Here is a 14,329-nt window from a genome sequence, read left to right on the forward strand (position 1 = left end):
GGGTGTTCACCCCGCCTCCATTTCCTTCACCACATCCTCGATCGGCGGCTCCAGCTCGGCAAGCGCCTGCATGTCCTGCTGCACACCGCGCATGACGCGGGCAATATATTCGCGGATGATCAGGTTGCGCTCGCGTCCCGTCTCCATATCGGGCGCATAGCGTTCAATATCGGCCCGGCTGATTGTGCCTTTGGCGTCAAGCAGCCGTTCGATCGTATCCATCCGTTCCCGAATGACCGATACTTCGCCGACCAGCGCCATCAGGATGGACAGGATGCGGTCGTCCTCCGGATTCAGAAATTGCGGGCGCTTGCCCTTGGCCTTCAAGCCAGAGCGCGAAATCCAGTCGAGATCTTCGGTCATTGCGCCGCCTCTGGCTTCCACGCGCCATAGGCATTCCAGATCGCGGCGCGGCCATAATCTTCCTCGCCGCCTTCGGGGGATGGCGGGAAAATGCTCTCATCGACCACGGCTTTCACTCCGACGACAAATTGACCGGCCTTTGGCAGGCCCTTGTCTTCCATGATCTGCTTCAAATCGAGCGCGTGCATCGCTGACCAGAAGGGCTCATTGTTGTTGAACGCATCCCAATCGCGCATGAACTGTTCGAACAGCGGCATTTCGGGCGAATATTGCGGCTGTTCGATATGGAACATCAGCCCGCCGGGCTTCAGCACGCGAGCACCTTCGCCGATGATCTTCGGCAGCGCCTTGTTGGACAGTTCGTGCAGGAACATTGTGGTCTGCACCCAGTCGAAACTCTCGTCGGCAAACGCGTCCATTTCTTCGGCATTCATTTGGATGAAGCGGATATTCTTCACCCCCAGCGCCTGTGCCCGGGCATGGCCATAGCGCAGCGATGGCGCGGCGGTATCGATTGCGATCACTTCGGCATCGGGAAAGGCCTGTGCGATCGGCACGGCATTGTGACCGACCGTTGCGCCGATATCGAGAATGCGTTTCGGCTGCCAATCGGGGTGTTCTTTTTTGATCCACGCTGCCACTGCTTGCCCGCCGCCATCGTTCAGCGCCCCTAGCGCGCCGCCAGTGGTGGCAAAGATGCCGCAATCATAATTGGCACCAGCCGATACATCGCCCGGGCGTTCCTCGCCATGATAGCTGCCGGGCATGCAGTGAATATCGACCGCCGCCTGGTAACGGGGCACCGCAACGCTTGCGTCGAGCTTCAGCGTGTCGCGCCCCTCATTATACTGCCGGGCCATCGCATCGAGTTCGTCGAGCTGGCGCAGGACCATGGCGCGGCCATTTTGCTGGCGCATTTCCATCGAATTGCGTTTCAGCGACGACCAGAAACGGTGCCACCCATCCTTGTTCATGGCGTGCCGCACTTCATGCCGGTCCACTGGCTCGCGGCCATGCTCTGCCTTGAAAGCGGGCAGCACGCGGCGCTCATAAGCGAGCCTGTTGCCCGCGCCGATTTCACCTGAAAGATAGCGATTCAGGTTTGCGAGGAAATTGAACCGGGCCGCCTCGTCATGGTTCGGCTTCGGGAACATCGCATGCTGCGTCACCGCTGTATAAGGCGGGGGCACGTCCGTCTTGCTCATATCAATCCATCCTTGGCGAGCCGGGTGATGGTTTCCTCGCTCACCCGCTTGAAATGGTCACGGCCAGGCGTCTTCACAACGCCGTTCTCAATCAGATTGTCAGCCTGAAGGTGCGTGTCGGCAGCATAGGTTTCGGCGAACAGCGCATTGCGTTGCCGCGACAAGGTGTTGGTCATCCCTGGCTTACGCCGTGCCATGCGCAGCGCGGCCAGATCGATGTCCGCGAAGGCCGTAAAGGTTTCTCCCGAATTGGACTGCGCCAAAACATTGCCTTTCCAGTCGACGACCATCGAATTGCCGTCTGCCGAAGCCTCGGGCAAAGCCGTTGATACAATTCCGGCAGTGTTGGCAGATATGACATAGGTCAAATTCTCGAACGCTCGCGCACGTTTGGCGATCATTTTGGGCGTTGCCATGGGCGAGCCAATCTCGCTTGACGAATGCACAAAAATCTCCGCCCCGCGCAGCGCGTGCGCCCGCGCAATTTCGGGGTAGAGGATTTCTTCGGACGCAATCGCGGCCAGATTGCCAATCTCGGTCCGCGCCACCGGAAAAACGCCATCGAGACCGTAAATGTCCAGATATTTGCTCCACACATCGTGCGGTGTCGGCGCGAACATCGAATTCAGGCGGCGATAGCGCAGCACCGTCTGGCCATCGGGGGCGATGACGAAACTCGCCTGAAAATAGATGCCGGGAAAATTCTTGTCGCGTTCATAGGCGTTGCCCGCGATGAACAGCTTCAGGTCCATCGCCATCGCTGCAATCGCGGCATATTCGGGCCCGTCGATGTCGAACGCAGCCAGCTCGGCAAACTCACTGATGCCGATACGCCCGGGATAGCTGGTGAAGAGATATTCGGGCAGCACCGCCAGCTTCACCGGCGCGCCGCCATACTGCTGGATAAAGATCGTGGCCGCACGGATCTGCGGAGTGATGGCGGCGACCTGCTCTTTGATCTGCGCCGTCACCTCGGCGCGCGTTCTCAGCCGCTCTACCGAGCGCGCGGTCAGTTGCATCGCCACGGCGGCAAAAGGCGCAGGGGCGCTCACGGACAATTCACGCGTCTCCATCGCCGCCAATCCTTCGGGCAAGATCGCACCGCTGGCAAGTGCGGCGGCGAGCGCGTGGCGGCGGTTTAACTCCATCGCGCACCGGGCCTCACAGCCCCAGCACGCCAGGGTTCATCCGGCCGTAGGGGTCAAGGTGCGCCTTGACCGCCTGCAGCAGCCCGTCCGCCGCCGGATCCAAACTGTCACGATAGCGATAGGTGCGCCCGATCTGGAAGTGCGCCGCGCCGTGATCGAAGAAGATATCGACAATGGCGGCCTTCAATTCTTTGGCCAGCGCCCATGCGGCGGGGTTGTGCGGGCGTTTGGGCAGTTTGGCGAGATGCGCGGCCTCGACAGTCGCATCGATCAGCGGGTTCGACGCATCGGGCCAATACAGGCACGGCTCGATCAGCGTGCCCTGCCCCCCCAGCGCGGTGATCAGCGTGCCGGTGTGGATGCCATGCGTCTCCATCTCGGTCCGCCGCGCGGCGAACAACGCCATTATGGCTTCGTAACAGGCCACGGCACGGCTGTGCGCGACGATGCCATGCACCGGCGCCCAGCGCTCGCCCTCTGGTCCGAGCATGGAATTAAGCGGCCCGAACGGGTTGGCGCGGATGATTTTGGGGATGGTATTCTCGGTTTCCGCTCCGCCGTGCGCCAGCGCGATCCGCCGCGCCTCGGCAATGTCGGCATCGGCCGCCGACTGCTGCCGCGCCTCGGTCAGCACATGCAGCGAATAGCTCGCCTCTTTGATGAAATCCCGTCCCGCCAGCGCCACCTTCGCGCCTTCCTTCAGCGCCTTCAGCACCGACCCCTGCGCCTTCATCATCCCCACCAACGCCTTAGCGTCGGACGCCAGGCTGTCGCGCTTCATGCGGATGGCGTTCAAATTGGGGTCGAAGCCGAATATCTCGGTCGCCACCCCGGCGCGTTCGATCTCCGCGAGCGCGCCCAGCGCTTCGCGATGCGTCTCGAACGTAAAGCTGGCATAGCCATGCGCCGCCGCCTCGCGCACCAGTTTGAGTGTGATTGTCGCCTTGATCCCCAGCGCGCCGGTGTCGGCCAGGAACATCCCGGCCAGGTCGGGGCCATAGGGCCGGGCCACCCGGCTCCCCGTGTCCAGCACTGTCCCGTCGGCCAGCACTATCGTTAGCGCCAAACAGCTTTGCGGCCCGCTACCGTGCCGTGCCGATCCCCAGAACAGGCAATTCTGGCTCATCCCCCCGCCGACAGTGGCCTTCAGCCCCGACAATGTGCCCCAAAAGGGCGTGCGCAGCCCCAATGGCTTCAAGGTGTTATACAGCTTGGCCCAGGTGCACCCCGCCTCGACCGTCACCTTCATGTCGGTCGCGTTGATATCGAGGATCTTGTCCATCGCGGCGGTATCGATCAACACCGCGCCCGGCAGCCTTTGCGTGTAGCCGCCGGTATAGCTCATCCCCCCGCCCCGCGCGACGACGGCATGCCCTGCGCGCGTGGCGGCGGCGACGGCGGCGGATAGCTGCGCTGTGTCGGCGGGGCGGACGACAGCGGCCAGATCGGCGCCGCGTGCGAACACGTCATGCGCGAAGTAATCGAGGCTCGCGGCGTCGGTCAGCACCTCTGCCCCGCTCGCGGCGAGCGCGTCTATCAGGCCGTTGGCAGCGGGCGCGAGCGTGGCCATCACCCTTTCTCCGGAACCGTCAGTTCGGGGTAGCGGCCGAGCAGCAGGAGCAGCGCGCCGCCGACCAGAAAGCCGAACAGCGCCACTTGCAAGATCGGATCATAGCTGCCCGAAACATCGCGCACGCGCGCGTAGACGATCGGCGAAATGGCGGAAAACAGGCCGAAGGGCATATAGAGCATGCCATAGACTTTGCCGTAATGCGCCATGCCAAAATACCGACCGGTCAAATAAGCGATAAGGTCGCTCTCCGCCCCAGCGGCAAAGCCGAGCAGAAATCCGGCGAGCATTGCCAGCGGCAGCGTCGGTGCATCGCCCAGCATGATAAGGCAGCTGATCGCAGGCAGGCACAGCAGTGGGAATGCCACCCAGCCTTGCCAGAAGCGGTCGAGCAGCGCCCCGGTAATCAGCCGCCCTGCGAATATGCCGATGCCCAAAATGCCCATCACGCTCGCAGCATCTTCGGCCCCGATCTGCTGGTCGCCCAGCATCGCGGGCAGGTTGATGAAAAAGCCGCCAAAGGCCATGGCAATGCACGCTATCGACAGCCAGATCAGCCAGAAACGAAAATCCTTGAGCGCACTGGCCAGCCGCACGCCGGTCAGTCGGCCGTCGCCGCTAGTAATGGCGGCGGGGCGCTCGGCAGCGCTGGGTTCGCGAAACAACAGAAAGGCGATGGGTAGCGCCACCAGCAAAGGGAGCGCCGCAACCACCAAATACATTGCGCGCCAGCCTAATTCGGCAATCGCCCAGACTGCCAGTTTTGGCACCACCATCGCAGCAAAGCTGGTGCCCAACAGCAAAATGCCGAGCGCCAGGCCGCGATGCCTGTAAAACCATAGATTGACCGCACGGCTCCATGTGACCGGTGTCGAACCTATGCCCACCAGTCCGACCAGTACCCACAGCGCATAATAGGTGTAGAGCGTCGTCGGCCCAGACCCAGTCGGCGTCAGCGAGATGGCGGCGAAAGCCACCCCGAACGCAAAAAGCGAAGCCAGCGCCACCGGACGCACCCCGAACCGGTCGGCCATCCAGCCGAACACCGGAGCCAGACAAGAGGCGATGACCCCGAATATCGTAATCGGCGTCAAAATCTGGACGCGGGTCCAACCCATTTCGGCGATGATCGGATCGACGGTAAAACCGATGACATTATAGGGGATGGGCGACGCCCCGCACGCCACCCCCAGAACGCCCGCCAGCAGCACTTTCCAGCCAAGTTTGAATTCGGACTGGTCCGGCGGTGCTTTCAAAGCGGGTTTCCCTTCAGTTCGGCAAGTTCGAACACAGAGTTCATATAGCCACCGACCTCGCCCTTCACATAGATGAAATCGCCGTCGGTGGTCAGCCACATGTCATAGTCGGGATGGTTGTTGGTCAGCCCGACAAAGGCGATACGGTCACAATCGAACGTGCCCGCAGGCACCGTCACCGTTTCCCGCGCGACATAGCGAAGCCCGCTTTCGGTGGTGGTAATGAACGGGCCGGTCGCGCCGAAATGGTGCGTCGAGTGCAACAGATTGCGGCCGAAGAACTGCACATGCCCCGGACCCTTTTCATAGGGAAAGGTTGCACCCAGCCAACCATCGCCTTGCACCGCATGAATGCCAAGGCCCCGAATGGGGCGCATGATCGGGAATCGCTGCGAAATGCGGCCTTCCGCCTCGGTCCAGCTTTCGCACTCCGCCACGCTGTCGGTGAAGCGGAACCAGCCGGTGCCGGTGACCCGGCCATGGTTCATAATCCGGACAAAAGCATCATGCGGGTGGAAATCTGGGTGGACGGAAAGCACACTGTCGCGCACCACATGGTCATCGCCAAACCGCATTTCACAATGCGCGGCGAAGACGTGGAGGCCATCGACACCGCGGGTAATCCGAAGCTCCTCTTGCCCCCAGACCGCGCCACTATCGCGATGGCGGTATTCGATCCGGCCCCGTCGGCACGGCAAGGGTTCGAAACCGCCCATCCGTCAGAACCGGTACTTCGCCCGCACCGTCCATTCCATCGGGCGATTGAGATAGCTGTAATTGGACAGCGCCGATTGGATGATGGATTCGCCGAGGCAGTTGGTGCATTCCGCCGCCAGCGACCAGCGCTTGTCGGGGGCATTCAGCGTCAGTCCGGCGCTGACGATCCACGCAGCATCGCTTTGTGATCCGGTGATGAAATCGCCATTGCCGAATGGGTTGCCGGGGAAGGGGCCGGTCGCGGGCTGGTTCACGCCGCTGACTGGCGCGTTGTAGATGCTGAGGTTGGCAATCGCGACCTCTTGTTTGGACCGGTACGTGCCATTGACCGACGGTACGAGTGTCCAGCCGCCGCCCAACTCGGCCGCATAACTGCCGCCTAGCGCCAGCGACCAGCGCGGTGTGCGCACCGGCGTCGCGATGCTGCCGTCGGCGGTGACAATGCCCGCCGCGCAGGCGGTGATCGACGGCTGCGTTGCTGGGACATTGGGGCCGCCCGGCACCTTGCCCGCCGCAATGGCGGCGAGGCACGAGGCCTGCTGCGCCGCAACCGACTGGATGCCGAACCGATCTGTGGCGGGCGCGTTCTGCGGCACACGGTATTTGTCGTCCTGATAACCGATATTGGCATAGAGGTTGAGGCCGTCGACCGGCGCGAAGGTGAATTCGGCTTCCACCCCGCGGTTGCGATAATCGGCGAAGTTACGCGTGATAAAGGTCAATGCGCCGGTGGTGGTGTTGAGCAGCCCGGCGAGAATCTGCAGATCGCTGACATCGAGTTGGAACAGGGTAATGTTCGCGCGCACGCGGCGGTCGAACAGGTCGGCCTTCATCCCCGCCTCATAACTCCACACTTTTTCGGGGTCGAAGGGCAGTGCCTGCGACGGCGCGGTCGCGCGCGCGTTCCAACCGCCCGATTTGAACCCGCGCGTCGCGCTGACAAAGAAGAGGAGGTCATTGTTGGGCGTGAAATTGGCGGCAAAGCGAGGCGTCCATTCGGTTGCCTTTTGCCGCGTCGGAATCACCTGCGGCGTGGTAACCGTAGTGCCGTTGGCGGGGACCACCAGATTGGCGTTGACCAGACACGTCGCCTCGACCGTGCCATCGTTGCACGAGGCGCGATTGTCGTTGAAGCGCAGCCGCTTTTCCTCGTCGGTATAGCGCACCCCGGCGGTCAGCTTGAACTGGTCGGACAGGTTGAAATCGGCCTGGACATACCCGGCATAGGCGGTGGTGGCGTTGCGCAGCACGCGGTCACCCAGCACCAGCGTTGTTGTCGGCGACAGGGTGAACAGGTCGGCGAGATCGGTGCGGTTGCGCTCGTTGATGTAATAGGCACCGGCGACATAATCGATGAAGCCGTTCGCGAGCCGTCCGTTAAGTTTGATTTCCTGCGTGAACTGCGTGTGGGTGCCGTCATTGAGGATGGTAAAACCGCCGCGCGCAAACCCGCGCACCGCCGGGAAGGGCGTGGTGATCGATGGCCCGCCGCGTCCGTCAAAGAAATCATAGGCGAATTGCTGCTTCAGGCTGACATAGCCCGTGATGAAGCTGAGCGTCGTGTCGTCATTCAAGTCGAACGCCAGGTTTGATGTAATGATGTCGCTGACCGCTTCCTGGCCCAAGCCGTAATTGGCTTTGCGTCCCGTCACGACGACCGGGGCATAGGGCGAAGGCGGGCCATCAGCCTTGCTGAGCCCGGTTGTGATGAAGCGCCCGTTGCAATCGGCCGGATTGGCCGGATTACAATTGAAATTCAATATATTGTCGCCCTTCGATACGATGTGCATATAGCCCGCGCTCCAGCGCGCCCAAGGGGCCAACTCGCCGGCAATCCCCAGCCGCGCGCCCCAGCCATCATCGTCATTCAGCCGCTCGCCGGTGGTGACATTGCGCGCATAGCCGCGGTCATTTTGCCAATAGCCGCTGACCTTGATCGCCAGCGTATCGGCGAGCGGCAGGTCAACCGAGCCGCGCGCCAGCGTCTTGTTGAACCGGCCGTAGCCAATTTCGGCAAAGCCGCCGAAACTGTCTCCCGGCTGCGCCATGATCACGTTGATCGCGCCGCCGGTGGTGTTGCGGCCGAACAAGGTGCCCTGCGGCCCGCGCAGCACCTCGATCCGTTCAACATCGAACAAGGCGAGATTGTTGGCGTTCTGGCGCGACAGATAGACATCGTCGACATAGGTGCCGACCGGCGGGTCAAAGGTGGCAATGGTTTCGGTCGAACCCAACCCGCGCAGGAAATAGGCGTTGGCCGACCCGATGCCGGTGTTGTTCTGGGCCACCAGATTGGGGACATATTGGCCCAGCTGCAGCGTGTTGCTGACCCCCTGCGCCTCCAGCTGCTCGGCTGAAAATGCCGAAATGGCGATGGGCACGTCCTGAACATTTTCGGCGCGCCGCTGCGCGGTGACGACGATGTCGGCGATGCCGCTGGTCTCTTCGGCGGGCGCTGAATCCTGCGCGAGCGCAGGCATTGCGGTGAGGGCAGACAGCGCCGCACTGGCGAGCAATATGGGCTTGAACATGGGCTTTGACTCCTCTGGACCGGCGTAATCCGCCACTATTGCTTCCCCAGCGTACCGGCATCCGGTTGTCCGGACATTTTTATTTGTCCGGACAACTTTCATGCACTATGCGGCTTGTCAAGCAGGATTGCGTATTGGCCTGTTTGCGAGCGCTATCTGTTGCAGAATCGGCGCTACGGGCGCAGCAAGATTACAAAAGAGGGGCAGGTATGGACTGGGCGGCGCTGGCATATCCGACAATGCTCTATGTCCATGTGCTGCTGTTCGTGGCCTGGCTGGGCGGCGATATCGGCGTGTTCGTGCTGGGCCAACATTTCCGCAAACGCACCCAATATACCCTCGACCAGCGCATTGCGCTGCTGAAGCTGCTCGTGATTACCGACCTCGCGCCTCGCGCCGCTTGGGCGCTGATGGTGCCGGTATCGCTGACCCTATCCTTGCTCGGCGGGTGGTGGCCGGTGTGGCCTGCCATGGTGGCGGTCAGCTGGGTCATCGGCCTTTTCTGGCTGTGGCTGGTGCTCGACGCACATGCCCACGACATGACGCCGCGCGCCGCGCGCAACCGCAAATGGGAAGGGTGGCTGCGTTGGCTACTGGCGGCTGGTTATCTGTTGCTCGGCGTCGAATCGCTGGTCAGCGGACATCCCATCGACCAGCCTTGGCTCGCGGCGAAGGCCTTGCTGTTTGGGCTGATCTTCGTCGCCGCGATCATGATTGACGTGACCTTCAAGCCGGTCGGTGCGCAGCTCGGCAAATTGCTCAGCGAAGGGTCAAGCGATGCGACCGAAGGACCGCTTCTCGCTACCATGAACCGCACGCGCCGCTGGGTTTGGTGCGTTTACGCGTTGCTACTGGTCACAGGCTGGCTCGGGGTGGTCAAACCGGCTTGGTAATTGCGCGCGGTTGCGGCGAAACTGCTTGACTAAAAATTTGTCCGGACAAATTAAAGGCGGCGATGACTTTGGCGATCCAATCAATGCTGTTCGTGCCGGGGACCAAGCCCGACCGCTTTGCCAAGGCGCTGGCGAGCGGCGCGGACTGCGTGTGCATTGATCTGGAGGATGCCGTCCCGCCCGGAGAAAAGGATGCTGCACGGGCGGCGGCGCTCGACGCAATCAGGGCGCTGGATGATGCGCGCCTTGCCATCCGTATCAATGGCATGATGACCCGCGCGGGGCTGGCTGATGCGCTGGCGCTGGCAGCGGCGGCCATGCGTCCGGCGCTGGTGTTTGTCCCGATGGTCGAATCGCCGGTCGAGCTGGCGCAGTTGCGCAGCGTGCTGGCCGATGGCGCGGTGCGCTTCGTGCCGCTGATTGAAACCGTTGCCGGGCTGCGCGCCGCAGACGCCATTGCCGCCGATCCTTCCACGGCGATGCTGATGTTCGGCGGCGGCGATTTTTCGGCGCAACTGGGTGTGCCTTTGGCATGGGAACCGCTGGCGCTCGCCCGTGCGCAGCTCGTCATGGCAGCGGCGGGGGTCGGCAAACCCGCACTCGACGTCCCTTTCATCCATATGGACGACCCGGCTGGCCTTGCCGCTGAATGTCGCCGCGCCAAGGAACTGGGCTTTGCTGCCAAAGCGGCAATCCACCCGGCGCAGATTGCGGTCATCCACGATATCTTCCGCCCCAAGGCCGCCGACATTGCCGAGGCCGAGAGCGCGCTTGCTGCCTTTGCGGCGGGCGGATACCGCCCCATTCGCCACAATGGCAAAATGCTAGAGGCCCCCGTGGTGCGCCGCTTTGAACAGATATTGGCTTTGAAGGATCGGATCGATGCGTGACAGTGTGAAGGAAGTCGCCCCCGGGCGTTTCCGTGAGGTGCAGGGCCGCTATTTTGAGGATTTCGTCGTCGGCCACATCTATGAACATCGTCCGGGTCGCACCATCACCGACGCCGACAATGTCTGGTTCACACTGCTGACGATGAACACCCACCCCGCGCATTTCGATTATGCTTTTTCCGAAAAGACCGAATTCGGCAAGCCGCTGGTGGTCAGCCCGCTGACCATCGCGCTGATGACGGGGATGAGTGTGTCGGATACCAGCGGCAAGGCCATCGCCAATTTGGGCTGGGACGAGGTGCGGATGACCGCACCGCTATTCGTCGGCGACACCCTCTATGCCGAAAGCGAAGTGCTGGAAAAGCGCGAGAGCAAATCACGCCCCGACCAGGGCATTGTGACGTTCAAGACCATCGGCAAGAAACAGGATGGCACGGTGGTGAGCACCTACAAGCGCACCGTTTTGGTGTGGAAACGCGGCCACGGCCCCGCCGACGATTGAGGACAAACAACATGGCTACTGCACCGGTATTGGATACTGCCCGCCCCGCGATGGATCCCGATGAGGAAGCTGCGCTGCTCGATGCCATCCAGAAATGGGTGGACAAGGAAGTGCGGCCCGTCGTGCTGCACCACGACCACAACGACATCTGGCCCAAGGAGCTGGTCGACCAGATGGTCGAAATGGGCCTGTTCGGCGCGACGATCGGCCAGGAATATGGCGGGCTTGGCCTGCCTGCGACCACCTATGCCAAAATCGTCGCGCTCATTTCCTCCTACTGGATGGCGATTACCGGGATTTTCAATTCGCACCTGATCATGGCCTGCGCGGTCGAACGCTTCGGTACGCTTGAACAGAAAATGCAGTGGTTACCCAAATTCGCCAGCGGCGAAATTCGCGGCGGCCTCGCGCTGACCGAACCCAATGCCGGGACCGATCTGCAAGCCATCCGAACGACGGCAGTGCGCGACGGCGATGATTATGTCATCAATGGTACCAAGACGTGGATCTCGAACGGGGTGAATGGCAGCTGCTTTGCGTTGCTGGTCAAAACCGACCCGAAGGCACAGCCGCGCTACAAGGGGATGAGCCTGTTCATCGCGCCCAAGCAGGATGGCTTCACCACCGGCAAGAAGTTTGAAAAGCTGGGCTATAAATGCATCGACAGCGCCGAGCTGATTTTCGACAATTACCGTATCCCTGCCGCCAATCTGATTGGCGGGGTCGAAGGGCAAGGGTTCTTCCAGGCGACCGGCGGGCTGGAACTGGGCCGCATCAACGTCGCCGCGCGCGGGGTTGGCCTCGCCGAAGGCTCGCTGCGCCTCGCCACCGAATATGCGCAGCTCAGGGAAACCATGGGCAAGCCGATTGCCGAGCATCAAGCGATCCAGCTGAAACTCGGCGAAATGGTCACCCGCGCCCGCGCCGCGCGCTTGCTCACTTTCGACGCCGCCGAAGCCTATGATCGCGGCGAACGCTGCGACATGGAAGCGGGCATGGCCAAATATTTCGCTTCTGAAGCCGCCGTCGCGAACAGCCAGGAAGCGATGCGCATCTATGGCGGGTACAGCTATTCGAAGGAATATGACATCGAACGCTACTACCGCGATTCCATGCTGATGTGCATTGGTGAGGGTACCAACGAAATGCAGCGCATCATCATCGCGAAACAGTGGGTGAAGGCCAACCCGGCGTGAGCCAAAGAGGGCTCCCTCTATCCGGCTTTCGCATCCTCAGCGCCGAACAATATGGCGCGGGGCCCTATGGCACGCAGTTTCTGGCGCAGCTGGGGGCAGAGGTCATCAAGATCGAACCGCCGCATAAAGACGGAAAAGGCGGCGGCGATACTGCGCGGGCGGTCGGGCCGCATTTTCTTGAAGCCGGTGAGAGCGTGTATTTCCACGCCTTCAACCTCAACAAGCGCTCGCTCACGCTCGATCTGAACAGCGCCGAAGGTCAGGCAATCCTGCACAGGCTGGTCGCCTCCAGCCACGCTGTTGCCAACAATCTGCGCGGCGACTTGCCCGCCAAGCTGGGGCTGACCTATGCCGATTTGCAGCATCTCAACCCCGCCATCGTATGCGTTCACCTCAGCGCCTATGGCCGCGACAATGAACGCGCCAAATGGCCGGGCTATGATTATCTGATGCAGGCCGAGGCGGGATTCTGCGCGCTCACCGGCGACCCCGATGGCGAGCCGCAGCGGATGGGGCTGTCGATGGTCGATTTCATGACCGGCACCCATATGACCATCGCGCTCCTCGCCGCGCTGCTCGACGCGCAACGCTCGGGGCAGGGGCGCGACATGGACGTCGACCTGCTCTCCAGCGCGGTGCACCAGACCAGCTATCCTGCGCTCTGGTATCTGAACGAAGGCGATGTAACGCAGCGCACCCCGCGCAGCGCGCACCCCACCGCGACCCCCAGCCAGATGGTGCGCGCCGCCGATGGCTGGATGTTCGTGATGTGCCAGCTGCCCAAATTCTGGACCATCTTGTGCGAACGGATCGGCCGGCCCGATCTTTCCGCCGACCCGCGGTTTGCCACCAACCCCGACCGGCTGGCAAACCGCGCGGCACTGACCGAGGTGCTCGATGCCCATTTCGGCACCGCACCGATGGCGCATTGGCAGGCGCTGCTCGCGGGCCATGTTCCGGTTGCACCGGTGCACACGCTGGACGGCGCGATGGACAACCCGTGGCTCGACACCATCGGCATGATTGAAACGGTCGATCACCCGGCGCGCCCCGGCATGCGCGTGCTGGCAAGCCCGATCAAGGTCGATGGTCAGCGCGCCCCGGTGCGCGCCGGCCCCCGGCTGGGCGCTGACAGCGAGGCGATCTTGGCCGAGCACGGCTTTGATGCCGACGCTATCGCGGGCTTCCGCTCGGCGGGGGTGATTTGATTGTGGCAGAGGCCGCGCCAGCTTGCTCCCCGGCGAAAGCCGGGGCCCACTTCATCTCTCGCTGTCCTAAACGGACCCCGGCTTTCGCCGGGGAACTGGTGGACCCATGCTCGGCTGAATTACCCCTCGACCTCGATATGCATCGCATAGGCAAAGCGGTCGCCAGGGTGGTGGTTCGCCGAAATCTCCAAAATCTCCCCCGCCGCGTTGCGATAGCAGCGCAGGATCAGCAGGCACGGCGACCGGCGCGGCACGCCCAGCGCGGCGGCAACCTCGTTCGTTGCGGCGACCGCCTGGATATCCTGCGTCACGCTGGCGATTTTGATGCCCGCCAGCCGCTCGAGCTGTTTGAAAATCGTGTCCTCATTGGGCGCAATCTGCATCGCATAGTCGCGCAGGCTTTCGTGGACATAGGCGTCGGTTGCGGCGATCGGCTCGCTCGATCCGGGCGCGGTGCGCAGCCCCTTGAACATCGTCCAGCGGCCGCCAGCGAGCAGATCGAGGTGCTGGGCAATACCGCGCGGCAACGGCGCATCGCCGACCAGTTCGAACGTCGTGCGCGTGTTGCGCGCATATTGCATGATTTCGGCGACATTCGACAGCGGCTGGTGCAGCGCACCGCCGCGCGCGGTCGCAGGCTGGATGACGGTGCCCGACCCGCGCTTGCGGGTGATCAGCCCATCGGCGGTCAGCGCGCGCAGCGCCTCGCGCACGGTAAAGCGGCTGACGTTGAAGCGCTGGCACAGCGCGCTTTCGGTCGGAAAGCCGCTTTCGATATAAACGCCATCCAGCACCTCGCGGCGCAGCGCGTCGGCCAATTCCTTATATCGCGGCGTCGCGGCCAACTGGT

At 62.5% G+C, this 14,329-nt stretch carries 13 protein-coding genes; 5 read left to right on the forward strand and 8 right to left on the reverse strand.

The window, feature by feature from the left end:
- Nucleotides 1-6: 6 nt before the first annotated feature.
- The 7 genes from AC2TC0_RS04785 to AC2TC0_RS04815 all read right to left on the reverse strand — a co-directional run bounded on the left by AC2TC0_RS04785 (nucleotide 7) and on the right by AC2TC0_RS04815 (nucleotide 8,790).
- The gene (locus AC2TC0_RS04785) at nucleotides 7-363 is read right to left on the reverse strand and encodes a hypothetical protein (protein ID WP_484716336.1); all 357 of its coding nucleotides are present in this window, start codon (nucleotides 361-363) and stop codon (nucleotides 7-9) included.
- Entirely contained in the window at nucleotides 360-1,568 is a 1,209-nt protein-coding gene (locus AC2TC0_RS04790; RefSeq protein WP_484716337.1) for a class I SAM-dependent methyltransferase, read from the reverse strand. The genes AC2TC0_RS04785 and AC2TC0_RS04790 overlap by 4 nt, the downstream gene beginning before the upstream one ends.
- Entirely contained in the window at nucleotides 1,565-2,716 is a 1,152-nt protein-coding gene (locus AC2TC0_RS04795) for a nitrilase-related carbon-nitrogen hydrolase (RefSeq protein ID WP_484716338.1), read from the reverse strand. Before AC2TC0_RS04795 ends, AC2TC0_RS04790 begins: the two co-directional genes overlap by 4 nt.
- A 13-nt stretch (nucleotides 2,717-2,729) precedes the next feature.
- The gene (locus AC2TC0_RS04800; RefSeq protein ID WP_484716339.1) at nucleotides 2,730-4,286 is read right to left on the reverse strand and encodes an FAD-binding oxidoreductase; all 1,557 of its coding nucleotides are present in this window, start codon (nucleotides 4,284-4,286) and stop codon (nucleotides 2,730-2,732) included.
- Nucleotides 4,286-5,542, reverse strand: coding sequence for an MFS transporter (locus tag AC2TC0_RS04805; RefSeq protein ID WP_484716340.1), 1,257 nt, complete (start codon nucleotides 5,540-5,542; stop codon nucleotides 4,286-4,288). The genes AC2TC0_RS04800 and AC2TC0_RS04805 overlap by 1 nt, the downstream gene beginning before the upstream one ends.
- Nucleotides 5,539-6,117, reverse strand: coding sequence for a hypothetical protein (locus AC2TC0_RS04810; RefSeq protein ID WP_484716341.1), 579 nt, complete (start codon nucleotides 6,115-6,117; stop codon nucleotides 5,539-5,541). The genes AC2TC0_RS04805 and AC2TC0_RS04810 overlap by 4 nt, the downstream gene beginning before the upstream one ends.
- 144 nt (nucleotides 6,118-6,261) lie before the next feature.
- Nucleotides 6,262-8,790, reverse strand: a complete 2,529-nt coding sequence (locus tag AC2TC0_RS04815) for a TonB-dependent receptor (protein ID WP_484716342.1) — start codon at nucleotides 8,788-8,790, stop codon at nucleotides 6,262-6,264.
- Between the two features lie 209 nt (nucleotides 8,791-8,999).
- Between AC2TC0_RS04815 and AC2TC0_RS04820 the strand changes: the two genes are divergently transcribed.
- The 5 genes from AC2TC0_RS04820 (at nucleotide 9,000) to AC2TC0_RS04840 (ending at nucleotide 13,479) form a co-directional block, all read left to right on the forward strand.
- Nucleotides 9,000-9,683, forward strand: a complete 684-nt coding sequence (locus AC2TC0_RS04820) for a hypothetical protein (RefSeq protein WP_484716343.1) — start codon at nucleotides 9,000-9,002, stop codon at nucleotides 9,681-9,683.
- A gap of 62 nt (nucleotides 9,684-9,745) precedes the next feature.
- Complete coding sequence (locus tag AC2TC0_RS04825; protein WP_484716344.1) at nucleotides 9,746-10,573, forward strand: HpcH/HpaI aldolase/citrate lyase family protein; 828 nt, start codon at nucleotides 9,746-9,748, stop codon at nucleotides 10,571-10,573.
- Nucleotides 10,566-11,075, forward strand: coding sequence for a MaoC family dehydratase (locus AC2TC0_RS04830; protein WP_484716345.1), 510 nt, complete (start codon nucleotides 10,566-10,568; stop codon nucleotides 11,073-11,075). Before AC2TC0_RS04825 ends, AC2TC0_RS04830 begins: the two co-directional genes overlap by 8 nt.
- A gap of 11 nt (nucleotides 11,076-11,086) precedes the next feature.
- Complete coding sequence (locus AC2TC0_RS04835) at nucleotides 11,087-12,271, forward strand: acyl-CoA dehydrogenase family protein (RefSeq protein WP_484716346.1); 1,185 nt, start codon at nucleotides 11,087-11,089, stop codon at nucleotides 12,269-12,271.
- Nucleotides 12,268-13,479, forward strand: a complete 1,212-nt coding sequence (locus AC2TC0_RS04840) for a CaiB/BaiF CoA transferase family protein (protein WP_484716347.1) — start codon at nucleotides 12,268-12,270, stop codon at nucleotides 13,477-13,479. Before AC2TC0_RS04835 ends, AC2TC0_RS04840 begins: the two co-directional genes overlap by 4 nt.
- Before the next feature lie 119 nt (nucleotides 13,480-13,598).
- Here AC2TC0_RS04840 and AC2TC0_RS04845 read toward each other — a convergent pair whose 3' ends face one another.
- Nucleotides 13,599-14,324: a GntR family transcriptional regulator gene (locus AC2TC0_RS04845; RefSeq protein ID WP_484716348.1), complete on the reverse strand. Its 726-nt coding sequence runs from the start codon at nucleotides 14,322-14,324 to the stop codon at nucleotides 13,599-13,601.
- Between the last annotated feature and the right edge of the window lie 5 nt (nucleotides 14,325-14,329).

Source organism: Sphingopyxis sp. sgz302558 (genome assembly GCF_057220455.1).

Bases quoted from the DNA above. Each gene is read 5' to 3' on its own strand.
- AC2TC0_RS04800 (WP_484716339.1), bottom strand. From the start codon at position 4,286: ATGGCCACGCTCGCGCCCGCTGCCAACGGCCTGATAGACGCGCTCGCC.
- AC2TC0_RS04790 (WP_484716337.1), bottom strand. From the start codon at position 1,568: ATGAGCAAGACGGACGTGCCCCCGCCTTATACAGCGGTGACGCAGCAT.
- AC2TC0_RS04825 (WP_484716344.1), top strand. From the start codon at position 9,746: ATGACTTTGGCGATCCAATCAATGCTGTTCGTGCCGGGGACCAAGCCC.
- AC2TC0_RS04785 (WP_484716336.1), bottom strand. From the start codon at position 363: ATGACCGAAGATCTCGACTGGATTTCGCGCTCTGGCTTGAAGGCCAAG.
- AC2TC0_RS04830 (WP_484716345.1), top strand. From the start codon at position 10,566: ATGCGTGACAGTGTGAAGGAAGTCGCCCCCGGGCGTTTCCGTGAGGTG.
- AC2TC0_RS04815 (WP_484716342.1), bottom strand. From the start codon at position 8,790: ATGTTCAAGCCCATATTGCTCGCCAGTGCGGCGCTGTCTGCCCTCACC.
- AC2TC0_RS04810 (WP_484716341.1), bottom strand. From the start codon at position 6,117: ATGCGGTTTGGCGATGACCATGTGGTGCGCGACAGTGTGCTTTCCGTC.
- AC2TC0_RS04835 (WP_484716346.1), top strand. From the start codon at position 11,087: ATGGCTACTGCACCGGTATTGGATACTGCCCGCCCCGCGATGGATCCC.
- AC2TC0_RS04820 (WP_484716343.1), top strand. From the start codon at position 9,000: ATGGACTGGGCGGCGCTGGCATATCCGACAATGCTCTATGTCCATGTG.
- AC2TC0_RS04795 (WP_484716338.1), bottom strand. From the start codon at position 2,716: ATGGAGTTAAACCGCCGCCACGCGCTCGCCGCCGCACTTGCCAGCGGT.